Origin of the sequence: Oribacterium sp. C9, from assembly GCF_002007235.1 — a bacterium.
Taxonomy (GTDB): Bacteria; Bacillota; Clostridia; order Lachnospirales; family Lachnospiraceae; genus Oribacterium.
Genome location: NZ_MUHW01000017.1, coordinates 21,472 through 41,679 on the forward strand (window position 1 = coordinate 21,472; position 20,208 = coordinate 41,679).

The 20,208-nt window shown below is 42.8% G+C and carries 17 protein-coding genes; 2 read left to right on the forward strand and 15 right to left on the reverse strand.

What is annotated here, in order from left to right:
- Positions 1-204: 204 nt before the first annotated feature.
- On the reverse strand, positions 205-3,420 hold the full coding sequence (locus tag BXO88_RS11160) for a hypothetical protein (protein WP_078037811.1): 3,216 nt from the start codon (positions 3,418-3,420) through the stop codon (positions 205-207).
- Positions 3,421-3,709: 289 nt separating this feature from the next.
- Complete coding sequence (locus BXO88_RS11165; RefSeq protein WP_078037812.1) at positions 3,710-4,990, reverse strand: O-acetylhomoserine aminocarboxypropyltransferase/cysteine synthase family protein; 1,281 nt, start codon at positions 4,988-4,990, stop codon at positions 3,710-3,712.
- Between the two features lie 360 nt (positions 4,991-5,350).
- On the opposite strand from BXO88_RS11165, the gene BXO88_RS11170 reads away from it, so the two are divergent.
- Positions 5,351-6,937: a hypothetical protein gene (locus tag BXO88_RS11170; RefSeq protein ID WP_078037813.1), complete on the forward strand. Its 1,587-nt coding sequence runs from the start codon at positions 5,351-5,353 to the stop codon at positions 6,935-6,937.
- 136 nt (positions 6,938-7,073) lie between these two features.
- Here BXO88_RS11170 and BXO88_RS11175 read toward each other — a convergent pair whose 3' ends face one another.
- From BXO88_RS11175 to BXO88_RS11205, 7 genes are all read right to left on the reverse strand, one after another.
- Positions 7,074-7,703 carry a GNAT family N-acetyltransferase gene (locus BXO88_RS11175; protein ID WP_078037814.1) on the reverse strand — a complete coding sequence of 210 codons (630 nt, stop codon included), beginning with the start codon at positions 7,701-7,703 and terminating at the stop codon, positions 7,074-7,076.
- Between the two features lie 19 nt (positions 7,704-7,722).
- Entirely contained in the window at positions 7,723-8,361 is a 639-nt protein-coding gene (locus BXO88_RS11180; RefSeq protein WP_078037815.1) for a TetR/AcrR family transcriptional regulator, read from the reverse strand.
- 123 nt (positions 8,362-8,484) lie between these two features.
- The gene (locus tag BXO88_RS11185; RefSeq protein ID WP_078037816.1) at positions 8,485-8,760 is read right to left on the reverse strand and encodes a DUF1292 domain-containing protein; all 276 of its coding nucleotides are present in this window, start codon (positions 8,758-8,760) and stop codon (positions 8,485-8,487) included.
- A gap of 2 nt (positions 8,761-8,762) precedes the next feature.
- Positions 8,763-9,641: a TrmH family RNA methyltransferase gene (locus tag BXO88_RS11190; protein ID WP_078037817.1), complete on the reverse strand. Its 879-nt coding sequence runs from the start codon at positions 9,639-9,641 to the stop codon at positions 8,763-8,765.
- Positions 9,642-9,643: 2 nt separating this feature from the next.
- Positions 9,644-10,120, reverse strand: a complete 477-nt coding sequence (locus BXO88_RS11195; protein WP_078037818.1) for a YcxB family protein — start codon at positions 10,118-10,120, stop codon at positions 9,644-9,646.
- A 158-nt stretch (positions 10,121-10,278) separates the two neighbouring features.
- Positions 10,279-12,087, reverse strand: coding sequence for an FAD-binding protein (locus BXO88_RS11200; protein WP_078037819.1), 1,809 nt, complete (start codon positions 12,085-12,087; stop codon positions 10,279-10,281).
- A 115-nt stretch (positions 12,088-12,202) separates the two neighbouring features.
- Positions 12,203-13,069, reverse strand: coding sequence for a LysR family transcriptional regulator (locus tag BXO88_RS11205; RefSeq protein WP_078037820.1), 867 nt, complete (start codon positions 13,067-13,069; stop codon positions 12,203-12,205).
- A gap of 100 nt (positions 13,070-13,169) precedes the next feature.
- On the opposite strand from BXO88_RS11205, the gene BXO88_RS11210 reads away from it, so the two are divergent.
- Positions 13,170-14,096, forward strand: coding sequence for a radical SAM protein (locus BXO88_RS11210; RefSeq protein WP_078037821.1), 927 nt, complete (start codon positions 13,170-13,172; stop codon positions 14,094-14,096).
- Between the two features lie 226 nt (positions 14,097-14,322).
- Here the strand turns inward: BXO88_RS11210 and BXO88_RS16335 are convergent, their stop codons facing one another.
- The 6 genes from BXO88_RS16335 to BXO88_RS11235 all read right to left on the reverse strand — a co-directional run bounded on the left by BXO88_RS16335 (position 14,323) and on the right by BXO88_RS11235 (position 20,005).
- Positions 14,323-14,517 carry a hypothetical protein gene (locus BXO88_RS16335; protein WP_139355577.1) on the reverse strand — a complete coding sequence of 65 codons (195 nt, stop codon included), beginning with the start codon at positions 14,515-14,517 and terminating at the stop codon, positions 14,323-14,325.
- A gap of 121 nt (positions 14,518-14,638) precedes the next feature.
- On the reverse strand, positions 14,639-15,547 hold the full coding sequence (locus BXO88_RS11215) for a class II fructose-bisphosphate aldolase (protein WP_078037822.1): 909 nt from the start codon (positions 15,545-15,547) through the stop codon (positions 14,639-14,641).
- Positions 15,548-15,565: 18 nt separating this feature from the next.
- Positions 15,566-16,681, reverse strand: a complete 1,116-nt coding sequence (locus BXO88_RS11220; RefSeq protein ID WP_078037823.1) for a PTS fructose transporter subunit IIC — start codon at positions 16,679-16,681, stop codon at positions 15,566-15,568.
- Between the two features lie 89 nt (positions 16,682-16,770).
- On the reverse strand, positions 16,771-17,082 hold the full coding sequence (locus BXO88_RS11225; RefSeq protein WP_078037824.1) for a PTS fructose transporter subunit IIB: 312 nt from the start codon (positions 17,080-17,082) through the stop codon (positions 16,771-16,773).
- Positions 17,083-17,116: 34 nt separating this feature from the next.
- Entirely contained in the window at positions 17,117-17,647 is a 531-nt protein-coding gene (locus tag BXO88_RS11230) for a PTS sugar transporter subunit IIA (protein WP_078037825.1), read from the reverse strand.
- A 399-nt stretch (positions 17,648-18,046) separates the two neighbouring features.
- On the reverse strand, positions 18,047-20,005 hold the full coding sequence (locus BXO88_RS11235) for a BglG family transcription antiterminator (protein WP_078037826.1): 1,959 nt from the start codon (positions 20,003-20,005) through the stop codon (positions 18,047-18,049).
- Positions 20,006-20,208 lie beyond the last annotated feature (203 nt).

Consider the following 20,208-nt stretch of genomic DNA (forward strand, 5'->3'; position numbering starts at 1 on the left):
CACACGATATCTAAATCTTACAATCTCATCATATAATTAAAAGACCATCTCCACTGCCTTTCGAAACCGATACATATTACTTAATCGTAAAGAATTTATCGCTGAACAAAAATAAAAATTCAAAATCTTAACAATAAAGCCATCCCTCAAAGAATTTTATATTAATCCTAAAAGCGATGGCTTTTCTATAATGAAAATATAAATTTATGCCTTCACGAAAGTCACATTTCCATATGTGCCTTCCTTGATGCTGTCGGAATTTGTAAAGGTGATGGTCACCTTCTTGTCCGCGGTGATTGCATTGACATCCTCAGCCTCAATGGTGTCGACTACAGTATCCTCTGTAACCTTCCAGCTTGAATCCTTATCAAAGATAAGTGTTGCTGAACCTGTCTTTTCGTCATCACCGTAAAGCACAGTACCTTCCCATTCGGAATTAACGAATGTAGCCTTAAGGGAATTTGCACCTGTTCCGATATCAGGTGTGCCACCCTCATTGTTGGAATATGCACCGATGAAGAAATCTCCTGTAAGCTCACAGGTCTCATTTTCTGCACCTGTCTTATCCCACTTGGTACTTGAATTCTCATCGGTGAAGGTAATGTCTGCAGCGCCGGCTCCTTCAACAGATACTATCAGGTTATCTGCAGGTGTCTCATCAAAAGAAAGCTTTGATGCGTCACCGTAATCCTCGTAATTCTTGTTCTTAAGAAGTGATGCTTCTATGGTAATAGGTGTTGAAGAGTTCTCTACATAAATTACAGCGAACTTGTTACCGCCTGAATAACCCGGAGTCTTTGACTTATCCTTGAACCACCAGTTAAGGGAATCCTCTATGAAGGACGGGTTGTTAGCCTTATCAAGGAAGATGTTAAGCATATCGATGGCTGTTGCTCCCAGGTCCTTTATCTTATCAAGGATAGAATCATCCCAGTCCTCAGGACTTGCAACGTCATATACCTTCTGCATCTCTTCGTCGTCATACTCAACCTGAACGCGGCTGTTTGAAACATGAATACCTGTCTCCTCTGTCTGTCCTGAGCCACTGCCGCCTCGTGTCTTAAGACCCATTACACCTGAGATATCACAGTTATCGGCAAATATATATCCGCCGGATGCAGAACAGAGTCCGGCATCAAGATATGACTTAAGTGTAGAGTTATAACAGTATACCCAGCTCTCGTTTGAACCGATGGAGTAAACACCTGCACAGCGAAGTCCATAGGTCTTTGTAGATACCCGGTTTGCAACGATAACTCCTCCACCTGTATCTGTAGCAAGTGCGGTTCCTGACTCGTCACCTGTAACGATGGCAGTTACTTCAGAGGCATGTTCCTCAAAAACACCTTCCATCTTATCATCATCACCGCGTTGCATGGTAGCGATATCACCGGGTCTCTCTGTAGCCTCAAGAGTATCAAGGTCAACATTGATGGAACCGTCTTCACCTACGATATTTGTACCCTCGGTGTTGATGTAGATCTGTCCTCCGCAGGATGCATAGGGACCATGACCGCCTGAACAACAGGAGAAAATGTTTCCGCCGTTGATTGTAAGCACACCGTTTGCCAGAGAATAAATTGAGTTTACCCTTCCGAGTATGTTCGGCTGATTCAGTACGAGACTTGCAGCCCCGAAAAGGAAGGTATTCTTTGTAGATGTGGTATTATCACCGCCGTCCACGTGAATGGCTGAACCAAGTCCGAAGAAATTGCCGGCCTCACTTGGTCCCTTGCTGGAGGTATTGTCAACTGAAACAAAATTATCAAGAGTCAGGTCACCGCCCTCCTGAACAAATACGGAGGCGGTATTAATGCTGTCATTTCCTATTTTGCTTTCAGTGACATCATCGACATCTATCTCCTTATAAAGATAGGTGCAGTAAAGTGTCACCAGACCCTGGGCAGGTCCCGAATCAACATTCTCACAGTAGTTATAGAGTCTTATCTCGTCATAGTCCTTACCGTAAACAAGCCCCTCAGCTTCATAAACTCCATTGATGACCTCAGCCTTTGAATAGTACTCTGGCTCATCAGTCTCCTGAGATGAATAGACCATCTTGTAAAGCTTGCCATTTGCAGCATAGTACTCTCCTGTTGAAACACCCATGGAGTTTGTGTACTTTGCTGTTGCACCTGTGTTAACGGATGCGTACTCATAAAGAGTCTCGTCTGTGAGGTCAATGTCTTCGGTCACTGCTGCTGACTCAATCTCCGGAGCATCATAGTCAAAGGTTCCGCTGAATTCGCTTGGATCTCTTGAATCATCAGGATCCTCCTCAAATGTTACCTCGATTGAGCTTGAATCTGTTGTGAATGTATACTGAAGATCGTACTCGTTCTGTCCCGCTGCATCAGCAACTTCCTGTCCGTCTACAACGAGAGACTTGATCTTATACTGATAGTCCGCAACTATGTTAAAGGTTATCTTATGCTTTCCGTCCAGCATACCGCTTGGAAGATGGTATGTACCGTTAGGATCTATATATCCGTTCTCTCCTGCCTTTACAGTGAATTCCTGTGAATTATCTTCTGTGTAGGAAACGAAATCTCTTGTACTGTCACCTTCTGCAAATGTTTCTGCCGCTGAATCGCTTTCACCATAGAAGGTTCCGGCGCATGACAGGAATGCCTGAGAATCGATGGAGGTTACTGTAGATGGAATACTCCATCCCTTTGTAGTGTTGTAGTCATAGATCATACGGGAGGAAATAGTTGTCACACCTTCCGGAATCAGGACATAAACATCATCGTTTTTATTGTTGGATGTGATATTCTGAGCTCCGTTACCGAGTGTTGTAACCTTATATCCCCCAAGTTCTGCCGGGAACATGGTGACATTGCTGCTGGTCTCGTTTCCATTTCCCCAAAGGAGTGTAGCTGTTGCTTCACCGGAAGCTGACTGCCCGCCGGGGCCGCCCATACCGCCGGGAGCATTTCCTCTTTCGGAATCCGGTGCTTTCATGCCATCAGGCTTTCCCTGGCCGTCCATATCAGGCTTTTCTGACGGAGCAGCGCCATTTGAATCACCATGGGCTTCTTTTGAAGAACCATCACCCTGCATCTGACCGGGAGCACCTGAACCGCCGGGACCTTCGCCCTGATTTCCCGAATCTCCGGGCCCTCCCTGTCCACCCGGGCCGCCATGACTACCGGGGCCGCCTGACTGACTCTCTGTCACCTCATATACCCAGTTTCCCTGAAGCTGGTTTCCTTCAGGAATTGAGTCTTCGCTTTTTTCTTCTTTTTTTGTTTCATCCGAAGTTTCTGTTTCTTTTTGAGCCTCCTGACTGTCTGCCTCATTGGAAGCTTCGGCAGTCGTTGCTGTTGGTATATCTACAGTGCCGCATCCGCTTAATGTACTTATAGTAATTGCTGAGGCCATGGCATATGCTGCAATCTGAACAGTTTTTCTACGCATTGGTAATCTCCTTCCGCATTGGTTTTTAATGATGCAGACTTTAGCTTCTGAAACTGAAACTATTCTGAAAGATATTTTAAACCGAAAAAACAGTCCTGCACTGACATGATGCAGAACCGCTTTTTCTTTTTTGAGATATGTTTTTTCAGGAAGATAACTTATATCAATATTAGTTTCATGGATCCGGTCTCACATCCTGTATGATGTCAGACCAGCTCCGGCAAAATCCCGTGGGACCAAAGGTTCATGGCAAGTTCCCCTTCGGGCTTCTTCACAGGACTCATGTTTTTTAAATAGCTGCAAATCCCTTTTCGAGATCTGCTATGATGTCATCAACATGCTCGGTTCCTATGGAAAGTCTGATGGTACTCTGAGTGATTCCCTGATCCTCGAGCTCCTCATCGGAAAGCTGTGAATGGGTCGTAGATGCCGGATGGATAACCAGGCTCTTTACGTCGGCAACATTGGCAAGAAGAGAGAAAATCTCCAGATTGTCGATGAACTTCCATGCTGCTTCCTTACCGCCCTTTATCTCAAATGTAAAGATAGAGGCGCCGCCATTAGGGAAATATTTTTTGTAGAGCTCATGATCCGGATGCTCCGGAAGTGATGGATGGTTCACCTTCTGCACCTTAGGATGGTTCTTCAGGAACTCTACGACCTTAGCTGTATTCTCTGCGTGTCTGTCCAGTCTCAGGGACAGTGTCTCCACTCCCTGAAGCAGGAGGAAGGCATTGAACGGAGATATGGTGGCGCCTGTATCTCTCAAAAGGATGGCTCTCACGTATGTAACAAATGCTGCCGCACCAACTGCATCATAGAAAGATATGCCGTGATAGCTCGGGTTAGGAGCTGCGATATTCGGATACTTTCCGCTTGCCTTCCAGTCGAACTTTCCGGCTTCTACGATGATTCCGCCGAGAGTGGTTCCATGACCGCCGATGAACTTGGTTGCTGAATGAACCACGATATCTGCACCGTGCTCGATAGGTCTGATAAGATATGGTGTTCCGAAGGTGTTGTCGATCACCAGTGGAAGTCCATGCCTGTGAGCGATTTCAGCGATGGCATCGATATCAGGAATGTCACTGTTCGGATTTCCGAGAGTCTCGAGATAGATGGCTCTGGTCTCATCCTTTATGGCAGCCTCAACCTCGGAAAGGTTGTGTGCATCTACGAATGTGGTGCTGATTCCATACTGAGGAAGTGTATGTGCGAGAAGATTGTAGCTGCCGCCGTAGATGGTCTTCTGTGCAACTATATGCCCACCGTTAGCAGCAAGAGCCTGTATGGTATAGCTGATGGCTGCTGCACCGGATGCTACCGCAAGTGCTGCGCTTCCGCCTTCAAGTGCCGCAAGTCTCTTCTCCAGAACGTCCTGTGTGGAGTTTGTAAGTCTGCCATAGATATTGCCCGCATCCGCAAGCCCGAATCTGTCTGCTGCGTGCTGACTGTTTCTGAAAACATAAGATGTTGTCTGATAGATAGGAACCGCTCTCGCATCTGTCGCAGGATCCGGCTGTTCCTGTCCTACATGTAACTGAAGTGTTTCAAATCTGTACTTGCTCATATCTCATATCCTCCCTTTGCCAATGTCTCTCCTTGGGACTATCATCCTTCGAAAAAACTTATTTTTGTTTTTGTCTTCGGTTTTTTTATCTGATGTAATGATGATAGCGCAAAGAGAGGGGGTATACATAACGCTTAAATCTTATCGTTGCCTATAGGTTGAATCTATATAGCATGGTATCTGCTCCTCTTTTATTATGACCATACGTTCTGTGACAGTATTGTGATATATATATATATATATTAGTCCCATGTTAAAGAGCATTTGATCATTCGTGAAGATATCAGGAAAGGATGCCTATATCTGTGAAGTGCTCGCGATCTGAAATATGACATAAATCATGTCAGGAAGAGAGGGCTAATGAGACGACGATTTTTCAAAACAGCGGCGGCTATATTAAGTTTAAGTGTTGCGGTATCGATGTGCAGTGTGACGGCGTTTGCAGATGAACCAAATGAAAAGGTTAACTCGGAGCAAATAGAAGGAGAAAATAACACTGATTACGATCGTAATGAAGCTTCTATTGCAACAAATAACGCAGAAATAGGAACAAATAACAGTACGATTACTACCAACAATGGCGATATAACCACAAATAATGGAACAGTTGGAACAAATAATGGTGATATAACGTCCAACGTAGAACACGGAACAGTACAAAGCAATCATGGCACTATCGGCACAAATTCAGCAGAAGCAACTAAGAATGAACAATCAGACTCAGAACAAATTCAGGCAATTAACGAAACGACTGAAGAGAGCGGTGGAGTAATGTATAATCATGGTACCATCAACGTAAATAGTGGTTTTGTTCAATTTAATGGTGTTAATGAATATTCGGATCTTTTAGCCATTCCGGAGACACCTCAGGAAGAAACAACGGCTATCATCAAAAATAACACAGGTACTGTGTACAATAATGGTGACTTCGTTCAAGATGGATCTGACCAGAATGCCATAGTAATTAATTACGAAGGTGGCTTTGTTACCATGAATAATGGTATCGTTGAAAACTATTCAGGTGGAAAAGTAGGGCACAATAATGGTACTGTATATAACTATGGAGGTATTATTGTTGAAGACGGCGGTGAAGGAACAGAGTATTTCTCAGTAACTGTATCTGCGGGCGATGGTTTAACAACAGATTATAGTAATGATGGTTTTACAAAATATAATGATGCCAGATGGTTAGGTAAATCGTACGTACCAGAACAGGAGAGCCTGAAGGTGGTAAGAGAATCTTCAACAGTCACCGTAACCCCTAAATCCGGCTATGAGATTTCTTCATTCAGCATTCCTGATAAGTATAGTAAATATGTCAGTGCTACAAAGAACAGCGACGGTTCATGGACACTTACAGTTACCTCCGGTATGAATATCGAACTTTCGCCTATAGCGACACGGATGGGCGGTGTTTATGTCGATGTCTCAGTGAATTCTGATCATGATGACGACGGCGGACGTCCGACAACTTCTGACAGAAGTGCTCCGGTAATGAACGAGATACCTGCTGCGTTAACCGTAAATTCTGTAGATTTCGGAGGTCAGGGTCTTGAAGCGCCACTATCTGAAGTACTTACACCGATCGACAACCTTTCTGCTATCAACAACTTCTCAGCTGCAGGAGCACAGCTTCTTTCAACAGAGAATATGATGGCTTGCGGTGTAGTAGATTTCAAGAATGCATTTGTTAATTCAGCAACCGGAAGCGTTGACGTTCCTGTAACAGCAAATGTAGTTGAAGGACAGACCTACACAGTAGCACTGAGTGACGGAACTACCATCCAGGTTACCTGTACAGCAAACGGCATTCTTAACATCCCGTTCGCGGCCAATGCTCAGAACCTTACATTCATCATTTACGGATTACAGGCAAATCCGACCATGATGATGGCCGGTGATGGAATAGCTCAGTTCCAGGATGCTTTGGCAGGACTTACACCATAATAAAATCAGTTTACTGATTTCTTCAGGATATCTTCTCGACAGAAAAGGCAGATGCGTAAAGCATCTGCTTTTTCTGTTGAAGTTAAAGTTTTAGCTGTAAAATCTGCCTATATCCGCTTATCCTTGATTTTTTTCATTATCCAAATAACTGACCCGGCAGCTTCAGCTTCTCCTTCGGCGGAAATTGCCTGTCAAATTCCTCCACCTCTTCGTCCTTCACATAGTATCCCTGAGGAGTCTGATACACACCTGTAACTCCGTCTAGATACCCGGGTATCAGCTCTTTACAGAGGAAGAAGGACGAATCCGCATCCTCCGGGAGATCATGATACCTGATTCCGAATTCACTTGCATATGTGAACCCGCTATGACTATAGAAATCAATGTTTCCTTCAAAAAGAACGGCGCCGAATCCTGCGGCTGCCGCCTTTTCCAGCGTATAGTCAAGTATGGCCTTTCCATATCCCTTACGCTTAAGTTCCGGCGTGATCCCTATAGGTCCCATGGCAAGAACATCTATCTTTCTGCCGTCGTCAGCCAAAATATAAGCTTTCACGAAAGCATTCTGTCCTATGAGCTTTCCATCCTGCTCCATGACAAAATCAAGCTCCGGAACAAACATAGGATCATCTCTCAGAACATGCATCACATAATGCTCACTGCATCCCGGACGATACACATTCCAGAATGCTTCTCTAATCAGATTTTCAACTGCTCTGTAATCTTTTTTCTCTTCCGGTCGTATGGTAAAATCACCTGTACCCATTACTTTTTCCTCCTGTTTATCATTGTGAACACACCTGTTTTATATATTTCCTTTCAAACTCCCTTGTCACCTTTTTCAGGTTCTCTCTTGTTTCTTCACTGTCCGCCCCGCCATCAAACAACTGGATGGAAAGCTGGAGAGGCGCAAAAAACTGCACTGCAAGGTTCCATGCACCAAGACCGGCGGCATCAGCATTTAACTGACCGTTTACGATCATTTCCCCGAAAAGATCCTTCGTATATTTCACAGGACCTATAGCGATAACATCCTGGTACAGCTTATTCATCTCGGGAGACTTGAACTGTTCTATCGTTATCATCCTTCTGAAGAGCTTCGCAAACTCATTCTCTGTCCAGAAGCTGTACTGCTCATTTACAAATTCACAGAGATCTCTAAACCCGGTTTCCTTATATGCTTCCGCATCATCACTGTACTCTTTTACAGGTACACCGCTGGTTTCCGCCTGCTTCGCATCCAGTTCAAACATTTTGACAATTATGGCATCAAATATAGCCTGCTTGTTCTCATAATGACGGTATAATGCTCCCTTCGTGATCCCAAGCTCCTGCGCTATCATACTTGTAGAAACCGCTTCAAAACCTCTCTCAGCGAACAATCTCAATGATGTTAATATAATATCTTCTTTTGTTGTCTTCATATAATCTTCTCAAAAATAAACGACCGTTTACATCTCTAATTGTAAACGGTCGTTTATTTTTTGCCAATACCTTTTCTTCTTGATTTCAGCCTATGATTTCTAAACAGGATCTCAGTCCTTGAATTAAGCTAATGTGGAATAGTAGTTTGCTGCTCTTTCATATTCGCCATCGTTCTCGATATATACGACGACAGGATTCTTTTCAGCATCCTCCTGAACCTCATACAGTACACACTTTTTTGTGTGATCAAGCTGGTTCTTCCCGATCAAAGGAAGCATGGCAAAGTACTCCTTTCCTTCGAAACAGAAATACTTATGTACACCATAATCCGCAGAAGTTCCATCTGCAAATTCCAGATTAACGATGAGATCATCAATTTTCTTTCCTCTAAAATCCATATTTAACTCCTTTTTAATCCAAGCTGCCAGAACACCACTGCGCTGGCGGCGGCAACATTAAGAGAATCTACCCCATGGGACATAGGGATCTTTACCACATAGTCACAGGTCGTTATTGTCTCGTCCATGAGGCCTTCCCCCTCTGTGCCGAGAATGATGGCAAGCTTTGGCTCCTTCATCAGTTCGGGGTGGTCAATGCTTACGGACCGGTCACGAAGTGCCATAGCCACAGTTTTAAATCCCATAGACTTAAGCAGTCCCATTCCTCTCTCAGGCCAGAATGGCGTTTCATTATGGTCATGTCCCTCTGAGGAGATATAAGTCCACGGAATCTGAAATACAGTTCCCATGCTGACTCTTGCAGCACGCCTGTACAAAGGATCACTGCAGCCTGATGTCAGAAGAACCGCATCTATATTTAGAGCTGCTGCTGAACGGAAGATAGCTCCCACGTTTGTGGGGTTCACAACATTCTCAAGCACCGCTATACGGCAGAAATCCTTACAGAACTCCCTTGCATCGGGGAGCTTCTTTCTTTTCATGGCGCAGAGCACGCCTCTTGTAAGTTTGAAACCTGTTATCTGGGACAAAAGCTTCATGTCTCCGACATAAACAGGTGTATCACCGTTATTATCAGGCATCTTCCGAAGCTTCTCCCAAAGCTCTGAAGCCTCCCTGCTCTCTATGGTCTTATCCTCCACCAGTAAAGAAATGGGTTCATAGCCTGCATCCAGAGCCCTGAATATGACCTTGGGACTCTCTGCTATGAAAAGTCCGAGATCAGGTTCATTGTAATGTACGAGCTGATTTTCCTTGTACTGTGAAAAGATGGAAACATTGGCATCTTTAAGATCTGAAATAGGTATAAAGCGTAAATTCATAGTTATTTTTTTAATGTCAATCCATGTAAAAATGAAATAAGTTCAGGTGAACAGTTTTCCTTGATCACGGTTAATGCCTGATTATTACTCATAAAAAAATAGAAATTGGTTTTTGTTTCAAGTATCCTATAGAGGTCAGCATATGCAATAACAGAACTTCCTCTATCGGTAATGGCTTCAAACCGGTCTTCATCAAACTTAAACGTTGTAACCGTGTTTTGCAGGAATTTACTGGAACTGTAATTTCTTTTCACTCTGAATATCGTGATAATGTAAATACCTAATGGCAGCAAAATGGCAAATACAACTGATTCAATCGCCAATATGTTAAACCCATAATGAAATGAAGCCGCTGCAACTATCAGAAGCAATATATCAAGAATCGAAACAAAACATACATAGGCTTTATGCATTTTAAATAATGTTGCAAACTGGTATTTTTTCAACTCTTCTATAGTCCATTTGGATCTCGTTTCCATATTTGTGAAACTCCCTTTCTGCTTCGAATTTTCAAAATTTTACCACATAGTATATCATAAAGAAAGACAGTGAATCGCTCCACTGTCTTTCGAAATCCATACATATTACTGAATCTTTAAGTTTAAATTTCCATGTTTATATTTATGTGTATAACATATCAAAGCTCAGCCAGATCTCTTCCTAGCAGGTAAGACAAAGTACCGCAAACCGCACCTAAATTCTGTCCCGGCATTACGAAATTATATGTGTTTGCATAGAAGTCACCGGTCATGATGCCGGTATTGTATAATCCCTCGATAGGTTTATCATTTTCATCACATACCTGCATCTTCTCATTAGTTCTTAATCCGCCACAAACAGTTAAAAATGTTGCGCCTGTGTTCTTTGATGCATAGTAAGGTCCTTCTATCGGATACAATACTTCGGGATTTACATGATACTCTTCATCTAAACCGTTACGAGCGTACTGATCATAGCGCTTGATGGTTTCTATGCAATTTTTCTTATCTTCCTCCGACATATCAAACTGGTCTACCAGACCTTCGATTGTGTCAGAATGCATATAACGTGATTTCCACTGCTCTATATATTCCTCAGGTGTATATGCTTTAATTCCATTCTCCTCATCTATACAATGGCCAAATGGTTCCCATTCTTTTTGAGTGTATGCATAGTTCTCACCCCAGATACCGTAAGCAGTTCTTTCCGGTAACTGAAGCAGTGAGATAGCACCATAAGCAAAGTTGGTAACTTCATTTTGGAATCTGTTTCCATGGATATCTACGTTTAATCCCCAGAAGTTAGAAATAACTGCATGTGCCGGTCCGCTGACACCTCCATTGATCATAGGAGCATTTGGAAATGTTTTTTGCCATGCAGCTCCAACCCATAATCCCATCTTCTGTCCATCTCCCGGCATCAATCCATCATAGTCAAGACCGGAATCATAGTTTGTCTCTGTTTTCAGCTTGTCCTTAAAGATTTCATACGCCCAGGGGGAATACTTTGCCATCATATCATGATTTGTTGAGAAGTCACCTGTTGCCATTACTATGGCTTTTCTTCCAACATATTTTACATATGAACCATCTTTTCTTTGAGCAACTACAGCACTTACTCTTCCTGTATTGTTATTTTCACGGATCAGATATTTGGCAACGGTTTCATACTCAATTGTTCCGTGCAGATCATCTGTTATGGTGTCCGCATAGGCCTGTGCCTGCATCGGAGCTCCAAATAAAGCACCAAAAGGCTGTTCATCATTATAGAAATTATGAGAAGCATGAGGTACTGTTAAAGTTCCGTCCGGATCCCAGTATCCCGGCTCCAAAGATGCTTTTAATCCTTTCGCAGCCATCTTATCAATAGTCCAGTCAATAGACTCAGCGGAATTATTGATCCATCTTTCCCACTTCTTCTTATCCATGAAGTAAGTTCCGGCGGTTTGCTCAGCCTTAACAATTTCTCTTGCGATTTCAGGATCGTACTTAACCCCTTTAGATTTCTGATATTTACTGCCGATAGCATGATTGCTTCCACCACGAGAATAAGGACGTGTTGAAGCACTGAACATATAGCAGTCAGCACCCTTTTCCATGGCGCTGCACATAGTTACCAGGCCGGCCATTCCGGCACCTATGATGATGATATCATGTGTAATAGTTTCTTTGATTTCTGAATCCGGAACCGGTTCAGGCGGAATTTCGAAGCTCCATTTTGTTTGATTGTAGTTCTTTGCATTCAAAACAAAATCACCGGGTTCTGAAGCCGGTACTGACTTCTCAGCTGCTGTTGTTTCCGGACTTTGAGAAGACTCAGATTTTACAGATTCCCCTGATTCTGAAGGTCTGCTTTCTGCTTCAGGAATATCACCGACACAAGCGCTCAAAAAACTGCTGGCTGCAAGTCCTGCAGCACCGGCAGCCGCACCCTTTAGGAATTCTCTTCTTGATAAGTTTTTAGACATGTGTTCCGCTCCCTCCTATAATTTAACATCTGATTAAATTATAAGAGTACAGATTTAGCTTGAGTAGCAAATAGTAGCTTCTCCGCCGCAACCAAAAGTTGACAGATTATAAAATTCACACGGCTTCCTTTAGTTTATTTATCAAAGCTACACATAATGTTTTTTTCAGCGGATTCATCAGCACATCTTCTCTTACGATCGCTTTTGTTCCAAAAACATTTCCTGAGTTACTTTCCACAGGAAGGTAAACTATATCTTTTACAAAACTGGTGACAGCTATCCTGGGAAGCGGAAATACAGCCTTGTTTTCGTAAATTAACGAATATATCATCAGCATGTCATCCATGACACAGCCATCTTCTTTTGAAAAATATTTCATGAATAAATTTTTCGGATATCCGTCAGAATAATAAACAAACTTTGATCCCTTCAGATCTTCAGCAGTCACTGATTTCTTTACGGATAATGGATTATTTTTTGACATCGCAACATATGGTTCGTACATAGTTACCGTATCAAATATATTTTTCGAATTGTTCTGATCATTCCAGGTGATTATCAAATCAACTTCTCTTTTTGAAAAGAGATCATGTGCTCTGGCATCCTTACAAACAGTCACATTTAATAGACAATTTTTATATTTACTCTCAAACTCATCTATTTTTCTTTGATAGAATGATTGCAGTGTTTCCGGTATACAAATATCTAACGGTGTTCTTGTCACATCACATGATCTCATTTCCGAAGATAAGGAATCAAAAGCCTCAACGATCTTCTCTGCTTTGGAATAAAACTTCATTCCGGCTTCACTAAGTTCCATTCCTTCGTTAGAACGAAGAAACAGATCATGATTGATGGATTTTTCCAGATTCTGGATACTCTTACTGATGCATTGCCTGCTTACAAATAGTGCATCAGCCGCATTCTGAACCGACCGATGTTTAGCTACTTCTACAAAGTATCTAAGCTGTTTAATATCCATGACACTCCCGCCCCGTCATTTGTGTATATTGATTATATTTTACCAAGTTGAAAAGCATAATTAAATATATTATTCTTTTCATATTGAGAGAAGGTGTGAGATGAGAGATCTTAGATTATATATAAACATTCCCTACTGTACCAACAACTGTATTTTCTGTGATATCAGGAATCACATGGTAGAAGACTGTCAAAGAGAAGCTTTCTATAAAGCCATCATAAAGGAAATAGAAAGCTTTGATGAAAACTATAAGCATGATTATATAGTTAAAAGCATCTACTTTGGCGGAGGTGTACCTGGTTCAATCAGACCAAACGTCATTGAAGAAATATTATCAAATATAAAATGTCAGTTTACTGTCAGCAGCGATGCAGAGATAAGCTTAAAGGTTTTCCCCGGAAAATTAAATGACAATTATTTCCCGGTATATATAGAAAAGGGAATCAACAGAATCAGTATTGACTATTTGACTAATAGTTTCTTCCTGCATAATTTCTTAGGTCATAAGAAAACGGACAATGCCATGGACAGGACATTACCCGTTTTTCTGAAGAATCACTTTGAAAATGTAAACTATGACTTAGGTATAGGACTACCGGGACAAAATGAAGCTAATCTGGAGGAAGAGATACATACTCTTTGTGATTTTCATGACGCAAAAGAGATAACTCTTCATCCCTTAAAAATTGAAAAAGATTCTGCGATTGAAAAGCTTTATGATGAACACCCGGAGTATCTGAAAAACTCAAACAGATTTCTGCCGGATATCCAAAGATCCTATAAGTACGTGAAAGAAAAGCTTGAAGAAAGAGGGTACACGGAATATTTACCTTATTGTTTCGGTTTAGAAGGTTTTGAGTGTCTGGATTTTAAATTACGAAAAAAGAACACTGATGTTATCGGCATCGGGCCTAATGCCTTTTCCTGTGTGGATGGAATCACATATTCCAATATCAATGACCTGAATGTATATCTGGAAAACAGTGATAATTTCGAATTGATCGCTACTGATATCAAAGAAGTCTGATATATGTGAGCAGTTCACTTTGAAACTCTGACAGCCTGTTATGTGTCTTTTCATATTCTTCTGCATCAAATCATCTGCATCAGAGGTTGATATTTTTCCCATCAGTATGCGGGCGCTTCCAGGCTTTAGACCGGTATAAAAATGCTCCTTTAGTACAAAATCTCCCCAACGGCAAAAGCCGGCAGGGAGATTTTTTTACTTAATTTATGTTGCAAATTGTCTGATATCAGAAATTGATAAATCCGGCGATTATGAAATCTACGGCACAGAGAAAATAGCCTATACGTCTCCAGATCTGCTCACGATAACTCCATTTATTGTCAGGCTCTATGCGCTGTCTTTTTGCGAACTCCAGCTTCGCCTGAAGAAGACTTCCAAGTCCTGCTATAAGAATTATCAGCATTATTATAAATCGTAACATACCATTTCCTCCTGTGTTAAGTCACCCTGTTCTTTGCTGCTCCATAATACCTTAGCTGTTGGCGTTTATTCCGGTATCTTCTTTACCGGCAGAAAACATCGGAGAAGCAGGTGACCAAAATTCAACCCGTTTTCTTCAGTACCACTATCTCTTCCTTTTCGGCGAGATACTCGCCATATCCGTACCTGTCAGCCGAACCTATCATGTCTATGTAATCCATGACAAATCTCTTTACTGCAGCCTCAGCCGCCGCCATGATCTCCAGATAGTTCGCCTTCGGATTCTCAGCCCATTTCGCCTTCATGGCATCCTCTGCCGCATGAAAGGCATCGGTGCAGACATTGATCTTATTGATGCCGCACTCCACGGCTTTTCTGATGTTTTCCTCACCGGAACCTGAACCTCCATGAAGCACCAGCGGCATCCTGAGTTCAGCCTTCAGCTCCTTAAGCCTTTCAAAATCAAGTCTCGGAGTCATACCCTTCGGATAATCCCCATGTGCGGTGCCTATGGCAACCGCAAGGGCATCCACTCCTGTACGGTCAACATAGTCCCTGGCCTGAGCTACATTGGTATAGAGATCCACCTTTCCGTCATCACCCTGAAAGGCCTGTCCCACATGACCGAGCTCGCCTTCAACTGCGATTCCCTTTGCATGAGCAAGGGCAACGATATTTGCCACCCGGCTCACATTCTCCTCATAGGGAAGGGCTGAACAGTCGATCATCACCGAAGTGAATCCGTATCGTATGGCCGAAATTTCATCTTCGAACTTTGAACCGTGGTCCAGGTTCAATGCTACCGGCACGTCAGCTCTCTCTGCCATTTCACGTATCATAGGCACCATTTCAGTGGGATGCGCCAGCTTCTTCATCTGACCTACACCTAAGTTAATGATTATGGGTGAATGTTTCTCCTGAGCGGCTTCGATGACAGCCCTCGCCATCTCCATATTTACACTGTTTACCGCCATTACCGCGTAATTGTAGACATTGGCATGCTCCAGTATATCTTTCATAGAAACGAACATAATTTAACCTCTATATCATCATACATTGATGGCGATCTCAAGCTCGTCGTTGACCTCTTCTTCCTTAACCGCCTCTTCTGAAGCAGGCTTTCTGAGGAAAGCATAGGATACAGCAGTAACAGCAGAACCTATGATAAGTGCAAGAACGAACATGTACCATCTCTCAGTCACTGGAAGGATGAAAACTCCTCCATGAGCCGCAGGTGTATGGCAGCCCCACGCCATGGCAAGACCTGATGCGATAGCTGAACCGATCATAGATGAAGGGATGACTCTCAGAGGATCATTGGCTGCAAATGGCAAAACACCTTCTGTTATGAAGCAGAGTCCCATAGGAATCATCGAAAGACCTGCATTTCTTTCCTCTTCTGTAAACTTTTTCTTTGCGATAAGTGTAGCGATACCGATACCTATAGGAGGTGTCATACCACCGATGATCTTTGCAGACTCAGCTGCGGATCCGATGCCTTCAGGGTTGTCAGCGAACAAGGCATTGGCAGCCATGGAAGCTGTCTTGTTGATAGGACCGCCCATATCGAAGCCCATGCATCCACCGATAACTGCGCCGATGATGAAGAGAGAACCGTTTGAAAGTGACTGGATCCACATCTGGATAGCTGTCATTGCAGCTGCCATCGGATGGCATACCACCATGAAGAAAAACATACCTGCCAGGAAGGTGGAAAGCACCGGAATGATCATTACCGGCTTAAGACTTTCCAGAACCTTGGGAAGCTTCCACTTCTTCATCCAGTTGACTATGAAGCCTACGATGAAGGCCATGAGCATACCGCCCAGAAAACCGGCCTTCGCCTGATTCGCCACATAACCCATTACAAAGGCAGGAACGATGCCGGGACGATCAGCCATGGAATAGGCAATTCCCGCAGCCATAACAGGAACCGCAAAGCTCATGGCGAAATCTGAAAGCTTACTGATAGCCCACCAAAACTCTGTCCATGTGAAGGCATTCAGATTTGAGAATGCCGTAGCCCCTGCCTCAGGTCCCAGACTTCCGATATTGTAGGTTCCGAAGAGCTTTGCAAAAGCTCCCAGCATACCGCCTGCCACTACCATCGGAATCATGTAAGAAATACCAGTCATCAAATGTTTCTTCAATTCCTTAATACTCATTTTTTACTTCCCCTTCCATTAATGTATTTTTGTGTTCAGTCCTCTTTCACAGAAAAGACTGAATCAATTGTTAATTTATCCTTCGACTTTTACTTTGCCAGCTTCTTCTGAATAGTCGCTATCAGACTTTTCGGACTCTTCATCGCCACACTGATAGGAATGTCCACAGTGGGCTTTCCCTTGAACCGTTCCAGACCATGCACCTGAATGTCATGAGCCACTATCACAACATCCGCCTCTGCGATGTCCTGCGCCGTGAGACCATTCTGCACTCCCACAGTACCCTGGGTCTCGATCTTACACTTGTTGCCCGCCTCTTCCGCTGCCTTTTGGATCTTTTCAGCAACGATGTAGGTATGTGCTATACCCGCTGTGCAGGCGGTAATGCCTACGATATTCACATCTTCACCTCCCTTTTCTTTTTTTTTTTAACTATTACAATGCGATATCAAGCTCCACGATCTCTTCCTCGCTTGTCTTATCACATTCAAATTCAGCTTTATCGGAAACCAGATCTTCTATTATCTCATCAGCGGTTTCTGCGGAAAGCAGGCTTTGTACACGACCGTAATCTCCGAGTTTTCCCGCAAGCTCACTTAGGAGCAGCAAATGATTCTCTGCATAGGAATTATCTACACTGACACAGAAGAGAAAGATAAGATTTGTCTCCTGCCATCCGCTGTCGCTTATATCCGATTCCCATGCAATGGGATTCACTGTGCGCCCGATGGCTATACCTATCTTCTTTACTGTCTCTGATTTACCGTGAGGTATGGAAAGACCTTCCCCCATTCCTGTGGGACCCTCCGCTTCCCGCAGGAATATATCATCTACGAACTGTTTCACATCTCCTATATATCCCTGTTCCAAAAGATGGATACTCAGATTCTCCAGCACTTCTCTCTTTGTATTTCCCTTAACCCTGAGATCGATGATCTCCGGATTCAATATTTCCCTAAGATCCATCACATCCACCCCCTTTTTTTGATTCACATGACTTACTATTTACCGATACTCACATCATTTTATAGTCAATATCCTGTCTTCTCCGTCATGTCTTTTAAACTGATTCCCGGCCTATCTGTTTCCAAATTAAAACATCTCTTTCTTTATTTAAATTTTAACATTTGGAGATTGGTGAAAAATAATTTTCTTTTTCCGTATTAGGAAAATGGTTTTGTTTATTTTGCAGGGCTTTCGTAATGGGGAGTAGCATCAGCTTTTTAACAACATCAAAAAAGCCGTGAATGATGATATTCCGCCCTTTGCCGCAGCACCTGTCATCAATTCACGACCTCTTCTAATTAATTTTTTTCTGAAATTAAATAAGCTTTTTTAGCGCGTATGCCCGGCTTCGCATCCCCCTCACTGTACCAGATAACAGTACAGCTCCACCGGATCACAGCAATCCCTCATTTTATCTATAGCCTCACGTGAGTCAGTCAGACTTATAAACTGCCTGTAAAATGCCTGCCATTTGCTGACCTCCGCCTCTGACTTCATCAGTATGTTAAGGAGAAACACAACATCCACCTTTTCATCGCCCCAGTCTATGGGCTCATCCAGGATCGCAACCACTATCTTCGATTCATTGGTAAAACTCATGTCCCCATGAGGAATGGCCACATCCCCTCCGATGGCAGTATTGGCCGCCCGTTCTCTTTTGATTACAGAGGCATAATACTCATGAGACACATATCCCTTATTTTCCAAAAGACTGCACATATCATAAAGAAGCTCATCCTTATTTTCATAATGTACATCTGTCATCATGAGATCAGGCTCGAACAGTCTGTGACAGACCGAACTGAAATGTGGTTTCTGCCAATGTCTCTTTGCCCTAATCTCCATAAGCTTTTCATGTATCTTTTCCCGATTCTTCTCATGGAAAGGATCCTTCAGCACCAGAATCCTCTCGTCTTTACTCTCCAATGGAACCAGCGAAATGACCAGCTCCGCAGAAGGATATTTACTTCTCAAAAACTGATGCACTGTAACATCCTCTATCTTGCCGATATCCATGGATGTATGAACTATCCTGTCGTGTATAAGTCTGGTAACAGAGCTGTTCTGATCTGTCACAAGCACAGCTTCTGCAGGTCTCCGACTGCAATCGATGGCAGTCTGAATGTAGAGTGCTATGTAGCTCAGTTCATCATCACCTATGGAAAGAGAGAAGTATTCTTCGAACAATGTTGACACAAGCCATGAAACCTTAAGGGTAGTGATAAAATTCTCTCTTATATAGGAATTGACCGTAGTGTCTACAGTCTGACCGTACTTAAGACGGAAAATCAGCGCCCTTATGTGATTGAGAAGCCCTTCATAAAGTCTTTCATCCTGAGAAAGATCTGTGTTCAGAACATCCGACACGACTGTTATGGTCCTGTTTACGAAATCCCGCAGTTTCTGGTCATATTCCCTCACCATATTTATGGGGTCTGCATTGGCAGAAGAAATGACCTTTGAACACAGGATCTGAATCGTCAGATATCTTATCTCCTCAGCTCGTGAAGTAAGTCCGAGATGGTCATTGACCTGACGAAAAACCTTTTCGGCAAAATTATACTCATTGTAACGATTGACTTCCTCTTCGGAAAATGTCAGTTTGAGTTCATGCTTTTTACGGACATTTTCGAATGTCGCGATACATAGGTAGGTCAGGATCTCAGCGAAGCTTGATTCCGTAAGGAGAAGGTTCCATTCATTCTCCACCCATATAAGGGCTTCACGTATAAGTCCAATGTTTATCTCCGGAAAAAAGAATCTGAGTTCTCTATCTATATCAGACGGCTCACATAGCTTACAGATATACTCTTTGAGCGCCTGTCTGTAATCAAGCTCTGTACATCTTATCTCCAGTCCCCTGTTTCGGACTGAATTAAGTTCTATGTTGAATCCACTGAGCCACTTTCTGCACGCCTTTATCTCTCTCGCCACTGTTGGCGGACTCATATAAAGCTCATCCGAAATCTGATTTATAGTGATGATATCTCTGTGTATTGACCTAAGGACAAGTCTTAATGTTTCAAGCATCCGCTCATTGCTGCAATCGTCGGAATCGTCCTTTTTCATATAAATAAGGTCAAATGCCTTTCCTCTCTGTTCCTGATTTCCGCTTAATACTATTCCGATCTTTGGTCTCGCCACGAGCACCCCTGCATCGTTATCTCTAAGAATATCGTTTGCATATGCAATTCGTTTCCTTATTGTCTTTTCGGAAACTCCTACATTTTCCGCTATCATAGAAGCCGTTGCAGATCCATGATTCAGTACCAGACCTATGATCTGTAATGCATCCTTCCTTTCCTTAAATTCTTTCATCCCCTTACCTCAATTATACGAAACCGTCTTTCGTAAATTATCTCTCACACCATGTACTGAATAGAATATATTCAGTCCCTTCACCAAAGTATTTATCTTGTTCTTTGGTGCAATCGCACAAACAGCACGCTTCGCATCTGATATATTTGTATATAATATACAACTCGCTCGCAGCTTATGTAAATAAAAAAAGAGGAATGTGG